This window comes from Arenimonas malthae CC-JY-1 (genome assembly GCF_000747075.1).
Lineage (GTDB): Bacteria > Pseudomonadota > Gammaproteobacteria > Xanthomonadales > Xanthomonadaceae > Arenimonas > Arenimonas malthae.
The window spans coordinates 39,738-45,887 of the sequence record NZ_AVCH01000063.1; the positions used below are offsets into that span (position 1 = coordinate 39,738).

Below are 6,150 nucleotides of genomic sequence, written 5' to 3' on the forward strand. Positions count from 1 at the left end.
CCCGGTCCGCGCGGGCAGCGCGGTCAGCTGTCGAACAGCGCCGCGTCCAGGCCCAGCAGGTTGCCGGCGCCGCTGCGCATCACGGCCGCATGGGCCTGGGTGCGCGGCAGGATGCGGGCGAAGTAGAAGCGGGCGGTTTCGCGCTTGGCCGACTTGAAGCCGGCCGGATGGTCGCCCGCCTCGGCCACCGCCACCGCCTTGGCCCACCAGAAGGCCAGGGCCACGTAGCCCGAGTAGAACAGGTAGTCCACCGAGGCCGCGCCCACTTCGTCGGCGTTGGCCATGGCCTTCTTGCCGACTTCCATGGTCAGTTCACCCCACTGCTTGGCCACTTCGGCCAGCGGCAGCACGAACTCGGTGAGCGAGGCGTCCTGGGCGTGCTCGGTACAGAATTCCTGGATCATCTTCAGGAACATCTGCAGGCCGGCGCCCTGCAGCTGCATGGTCTTGCGGCCCAGCAGGTCGAGCGCCTGGATGCCGGTGGTGCCTTCGTAGATGGTGGTGATGCGGGCGTCGCGCGCCAGCTGCTCCATGCCCCATTCGCGCACGTAGCCGTGGCCGCCGAAGCACTGCAGCGCGTGGTAGGCGCATTCGTTGCCCCACTCGGTGAGCATGCCCTTGACGATCGGGGTGAGGAAACCGAGCAGCGTGTCGGCGTCCTTGCGCTCGGCTTCATCCTTCGAGCGCTCCAGCACGTCCACCAGCGTCGCCGCATGCAGGGCCAGCATGCGCCCGCCCTCGGCCAGCGACTTGCAGGTGAGCAGCATGCGCCGGATGTCCGGGTGCACGATCAGCGGGTCGGCCGGCTTGTCCCGGTTCTTGGCGCCCGAGAGCGAACGGCCCTGCAGGCGGTCGCGCGAGTAGGCCAGCGCGTTCTGGTAGCTGCGGTCGATCAGGGCCAGGCCCTGCAGGCCCACGGCCAGGCGCGCGGTGTTCATCATGGTGAACATCGCATTGAGGCCCTTGTTCGGCTGGCCGATCAGGTAACCCTGGGCGCCGTCGAAGTTCATCACGCAGGTGGCGGAGCCGTGGATGCCCATCTTGTGTTCGATGGAGCCGCAGCGCACCGCGTTGCGCTCGCCCACGGTGCCGTCGCGCGCGGTGCGCAGCTTGGGCACGATGAACAGCGAGATGCCCTTCGTGCCCGCCGGCGCATCCGGCAGGCGCGCCAGCACCAGGTGCACGATGTTGTCGGTGAAGTCGTGCTCGCCGCCGGTGATGAAGATCTTGGTGCCGGTGACGGCGTAGCTGCCGTCGGCCTGCGGTTCCGCCTTCGTCTTGAGCAGGCCCAGGTCGGAGCCGCAGTGCGGCTCGGTCAGGCACATGGTGCCGGTCCACTGGCCGCTGATGATGGGCTTGAGGAAGACCTCCTGCTGCCAGGCCTCGCCGTGGTGCTTGAGCGCCTCGGTGGCGCCGTGCGAAAGCAGCGGGTAGTTGCCCCAGCTCAGGCAGGCGGCGTCGATCATTTCCTTCAGCGCGGCGCCGAAGCTCTCCGGCAGGTCCTGGCCGCCGAGGTGTTCGGGCGCGGTGAGCGCGCTCCAGCCGCCTTCGACGAACTGTGCATAGGCTTCCTTGTAGCCGGGCGGGGTGGTGACCGCGCCGGTGGCCTTGTCGAAGCCGCAGCCGTGCTCGTCACCGACCGCATTGAGCGGGGCCAGCACGGTTTCGTTGAAGCGCGCGGCTTCTTCCATGACGGCGTCGAGCAGGTCGCGCTGGGCGTGTTCGATGCCGAGCTTCGCGTACAGCTTGTCGGCGCCGATGACGTCGTAGAGCGCGAACTTCATGTCGCGCACGGGGGCGGTGTAGCGGTTCATGCGTGGGGTCCTCGGTCAGTCAGCGCAGCACGCCCTCGAGCCCCGGGACGGGGTCGAGCGCGCTCTGGAATTCGAAGGGGTCGTCGGTGCCGGGGTCGGAGCTGGCCAGGCGGCCTTCCAGCGCGTAACGCACGCTGCGGCGGCTGGCCAGGGCGGCGTCCACGGCGGCCTTGGGGCCGGCGGCGGGCGCGAAGGCCTGCTCGATGATTTCGGTGGAGCCCGGGCCCACGCTCAGGCCCGGGTCGAAGTCGAAGCGGGTGGCTTCCGCGCCGCCCACCGTGAGCGTGGCCTGCAGCCGCGAGAAGCGCATGGGCACCGTGCTGAAGTTCTGGATGCGGATGCGGGCCAGCCAGCGTCCGTCGTCCTGGACCCGCAGTTCCTGCAGGCTGGCCTGCGGCGGGTAGACCCGCTTGGGCGGGCCGCCGGCGCAGGCGGCAAGCAAGGTGGCCATCAGCAGGACGAGGAAAACGGGCAGCTTGCGCATCGCGGTCGGACTCCGAAGGGCAACCCCCGAAGCATACCAGCCCGTATGTTGCCGGCGCGTTGAGTCAGCGCATCAGCCCGCGCCGGGCCGCATAGCGGATGACGTCGGCCGTGTTGCGCGCCTCGAGCTTGGCCAGCACGCGCGCCCGGTGGTTCTCGGCGGTCTTGGTGCTGATGCCGAGCCGCCGCGCTATCTCCTTGGTGCTCAGGCCTTCGACCAGGAGGTGGAAGACTTCCCGCTCGCGGGGGGTGAGGCTGCCGTAGGGGTCGTCCAGCGTGCGATCCGGCTGCCGGAGCTGTTCGGCCAGCAGGCGCGACGCCTGGGGACTGAAGTGGCCGCGGCCCTCGCCGACGTTGCGCACGGCCGCCACCATCTCGGAGGCCGGGCTGTCCTTGAGCAGGAATCCGGTCGCGCCGGCCCTCACGGCGTGCAGCAGGTACTCCTGGTCGTCGTGCATGGTCAGCACCATGACGCGGGTTTCCGGGCACTGGCTGCGCAGGCGGCGCACCACTTCGAGCCCGCCAAGGTGGGGCATCGACAGGTCGATGATCGCCACGTCCGGCCGCAGTTCCCCGGCCAGCGCCAGCGCCTCGAGCCCGTTGGCCGCCTGGCCCACGACCTGGCAGACGCCCGCGGCTTCGAGCACCGACACGATGCTCTCCCGGACCAGGGTGTGGTCGTCGGCAATCAGGACACGCAGGCCGCGGCCCGGGAGGTGGCTCATGGCGCGAGTGTGCCATCCGGTCCGGGCAAGGGCACGGCCGCCTCGAGCCGCGTGCCGCCGGGGCCGGAGCTGATGTGCAGCCGGCCGCCGTAAAGCGCCAGGCGATCCCGCATGCCACCCAGGCCGGCGCTTTCGCCCCGGCTGGCGCGCGCCTGGGCCGCCTCGACGTCGAAACCCCGGCCATCGTCGCCCACTTCCAGGCGCAGGATCCCGGCCGCTTCGCCCACGTGCACCCAGGCCGCGCCGGCGCCGGCGTGCCGGGCGATGTTGACCAGCGCTTCCTGCACCACGCGGAAGACCAGGGTCTGCAAGTCGCCGTCGAGCGTCGGCAGCGGCGCGACGCGGACGCGGATGTCCACGCCGGCCGGCGGGCCGAGGGTGCGACCCAGCCAGCCCAGCGCCGCCTCCAGGCCCAGGTCGTCGAGGATCTGCGGGCGCAGCAGCCGCGAGAGTTCGCGCGTTTCGGCCAGGCTTCGGTTGCACAGCTCGATGGCCTCTTCCAGGCCCGCGATCCAGGCGGCATCGGGGCCGGCCCGCGTGCCCAGCAGCGACAGGCGGTGCTTGAGCGCGGTGAGGTTCTGGCCGAGCCCGTCGTGCAGTTCGCGCGACAGGCGCCGCCGTTCCTCTTCCTGGATCCGGAACGCCGCCCGCCCGAGGCGCCGGAACTCTTCCTGGTTGGCTTCCAGCCTTTGCATCAGCGCGCGATAGTCCTCGCGCAGGCGAGCGACGGTTTCGGCCAGGGTTTCAGGGGTCTGGACCATCATTCGTTCCCTCTTCGCCCAGGCGATGCATCCACCCGGCAGTCGATTCGGCTTCCAGCGCCGCGGCGGCCTCGCGGGCCGCATCGCCGGCCGCGGCGGCGGCCGGATCGCCAGCCGCCGCCAGCGCGCGTTCTCCCAGTGCATGCAGTTGCGCGGCGCGCACGTAACCGCCGCGACGCGACAGCAGTGCCGCGGCCTGGCGATAGGCCGTCGCCGCGCCGGCGGCGTCGCCGCGTCCGAGCCGCGCGTGCGTGAGTTGCTCGAGCCACGCCAGCTGCAGGGGCAGGTTGCCGAGCTGGTCGACCTCGGCCTGGAGCGCGGCCTCGCCGCCGGCTTCCACCTTCCCGAGCACGTCGGCCTCCAGCCGGCGGACCCGCAGCCCGGCCTCGCCGGCGAGCGCGCGGGCCTGGGCGAGCGACTGCCCCGCCTTCGACGCGTCGCCGGCCGTGTCGTGCAGCCGGGCTTCGAGCAACGCGGCGATGGCGCGCTGCTCGAGCGAGCTCTGCGGCAGGTCGGCCTCCAGCCGGCCGAGCAGGGCAACGGCGCGGCGCTCCTGCCCGGCGGCGGCCAGCAGGCGCGCTTCCAGCAGGCTGGCGTCCACCAGCCCGCGCTGGTCGTCGCGTTCGCCGAACAGGCGGCGCGCCTCGGCCAGGTGGCCGGCGGCTTCCGCCAGCCGCCCCTGCACGATGCCCAGCTCGGCCAGGTTCCGGTGGCTCACGGCGGCTTCCTCGAGCATATGCCGCGCCTCGGCTTCCCCCAGCGACTGTTCGAGCAGGTGGCGGGCCTCCTCCCAGTCGCCGCGCGCGATGGCCAGCAGGCCGAGGTTCTGGCCGGCGCGGACCATGCCGTTGCGGTCGTCGATGGCACGGAAGGCTTCGCGGGACTGTCGCCAGAACACGCCGGCGTTGTCGTACTCGCCGAGCTGGTAGTGGGCGAAGCCGATGTTGTTGAGGCTTTCGGCGACGCCCTGGGGGTCCCGCGCGGCCTCGCGCGCGCGCAGCGCACGCGTGTAGGCGGCCAGGGCCCCGGCGTAGTTGCCGTGCTCCTCCGCCAGCAAGCCCAGCTCGTTGTCCACGGCGGCGGCACCGGCGTCGTCGCCGAGGGCCGCGAACAGCGCGGCGGCCTCGGCCAGCCGCTCGTTCGCCTCGTCGAATTCACCGCGCACCATCGCCAGTTGCGCCAGGTTGCGCTGGCTGCTGGCCACGCCGCGGCGGTCCCCGAGCTCCCGCCGCAGGGCGAGTGCCTTGGCGTATTGCTCGGCGGCGTCGTCGGGCTGGCCCAGCCGGGCATAGCCCACGCCCAGCGCATTGGTGGTTTCGGCTTCGCCGAAGGGGCTGCGCCCGCGCTTGTAGAGCACCAGCGCCCGCACCAGGTGTTCCTCCACCGCCGCACGCGGGTCGCCGCGCAGGATCGCCGTCTTGCCCAGCAGGAACCAGGCGCGCGGATCCCGGGGGTCGCGGTCGAGCAGTGACCGGAGCGTGCCTTCGGCCGCTTCGAAGGCACCAAGCTCGAGGTGCACCTCGGCCAGGTGCAGCAGCGCGTCGAGGTCGTCCGGCTTCGCGGTTGCCTGCGCCTGCCAGGCCGCCTGCGGTGGTTCCAGTTCGCCATCGGCGAGGCTGGCCAGCAGCGCCAGGCGCTCGGCGTAGGCGGGCGCCTGCCGGGCCCCGCGCCGCGCCGACTGCGCGGCCAGGCCACGCTGGCCGGCCAGGCGCGCCGTCTCCGCCAGGCCAAGCCAGCCGGCACCGAACCCCGGCGCTTTTTCGGTCAGTTGCGTGAATGCCAGCGTCGCGGCTTCCAGCCGCCCGGAGAGGCGTTGCTCCAGCGCCTGGCCGTAGTCGCCCAGCAGGGCCTCGGTGGCGGGCCAGAGCCCCCCGGGCAACCGGCCCAGCCCCAGGGCTTCCGTGGCGGCACCGGCGGCTTCCGCCAGCGGCGTGCCGGACCCGGCACTGAAACTCCGCGGCGGGGACCGGTCCGCCGTCGCCAGCGTCGCCACCAGTGCACCGTCTGCGCCGCGTGCAAGCCTGAGCACCTGCGTCGCCGGCAGGACGTCCAGCAGGCCGGAGTCCGTCGGCAGGCGACTGCCCATGCCCGCCTGCGCCAGCGCGATGCGCGTGCGTTCGGCATCCACCACCGGCAGGCCCGGCGCCGAAGACAGGCCATGGCGCACCAGCTCGGCGGCGCCGGCCAGCGCGTCGTCCGATCCGGGCACGGCATCGGCCAGGACCACCAGCCGGTCCGGCGTGGGCAGCCCGGTTTGGGGGGCGAATTCAGGCTCCGGCGCAGTCGGCCAGTTCAGGACCAGGGCCGCGACGGCGGCAAGGCCGGCGGCCGCCGCGAGCAGGCCGCGGCCGGGGCGCAGGTCGCGCG

Annotated in this window: 5 protein-coding genes; all 5 read right to left on the minus strand. The window is 72.6% G+C overall.

The genetic code is table 11. The features are described 5' to 3' along the window. Window positions 1–23: 23 nt before the first annotated feature. Window positions 24–1,814: an acyl-CoA dehydrogenase C-terminal domain-containing protein gene (locus N790_RS04195; RefSeq protein WP_043801125.1), complete on the minus strand. Its 1,791-nt coding sequence runs from the start codon at window positions 1,812–1,814 to the stop codon at window positions 24–26. A 19-nt stretch (window positions 1,815–1,833) separates the two neighbouring features. Beyond that, entirely contained in the window at window positions 1,834–2,298 is a 465-nt protein-coding gene (locus tag N790_RS04200) for an LEA/WHy family protein (RefSeq protein WP_043801128.1), read from the minus strand. 64 nt (window positions 2,299–2,362) lie between these two features. After that, on the minus strand, window positions 2,363–3,022 hold the full coding sequence (locus N790_RS04205) for a response regulator (protein WP_043801130.1): 660 nt from the start codon (window positions 3,020–3,022) through the stop codon (window positions 2,363–2,365). Further along, window positions 3,019–3,783 carry a sensor histidine kinase gene (locus tag N790_RS04210; protein WP_211251950.1) on the minus strand — a complete coding sequence of 255 codons (765 nt, stop codon included), beginning with the start codon at window positions 3,781–3,783 and terminating at the stop codon, window positions 3,019–3,021. The genes N790_RS04205 and N790_RS04210 overlap by 4 nt, the downstream gene beginning before the upstream one ends. Further along, window positions 3,767–6,150, minus strand: a 2,384-nt coding sequence (locus N790_RS04215; protein ID WP_052385675.1) for a tetratricopeptide repeat protein, incomplete at its 5' end; no start/stop codon positions are given. The genes N790_RS04215 and N790_RS04210, both read right to left, overlap by 17 nt.

Bases quoted from the DNA above. Each gene is read 5' to 3' on its own strand.
- N790_RS04195 (WP_043801125.1), bottom strand. From the start codon at position 1,814: ATGAACCGCTACACCGCCCCCGTGCGCGACATGAAGTTCGCGCTCTAC.
- N790_RS04200 (WP_043801128.1), bottom strand. From the start codon at position 2,298: ATGCGCAAGCTGCCCGTTTTCCTCGTCCTGCTGATGGCCACCTTGCTT.
- N790_RS04205 (WP_043801130.1), bottom strand. From the start codon at position 3,022: ATGAGCCACCTCCCGGGCCGCGGCCTGCGTGTCCTGATTGCCGACGAC.
- N790_RS04210 (WP_211251950.1), bottom strand. From the start codon at position 3,783: ATGGTCCAGACCCCTGAAACCCTGGCCGAAACCGTCGCTCGCCTGCGC.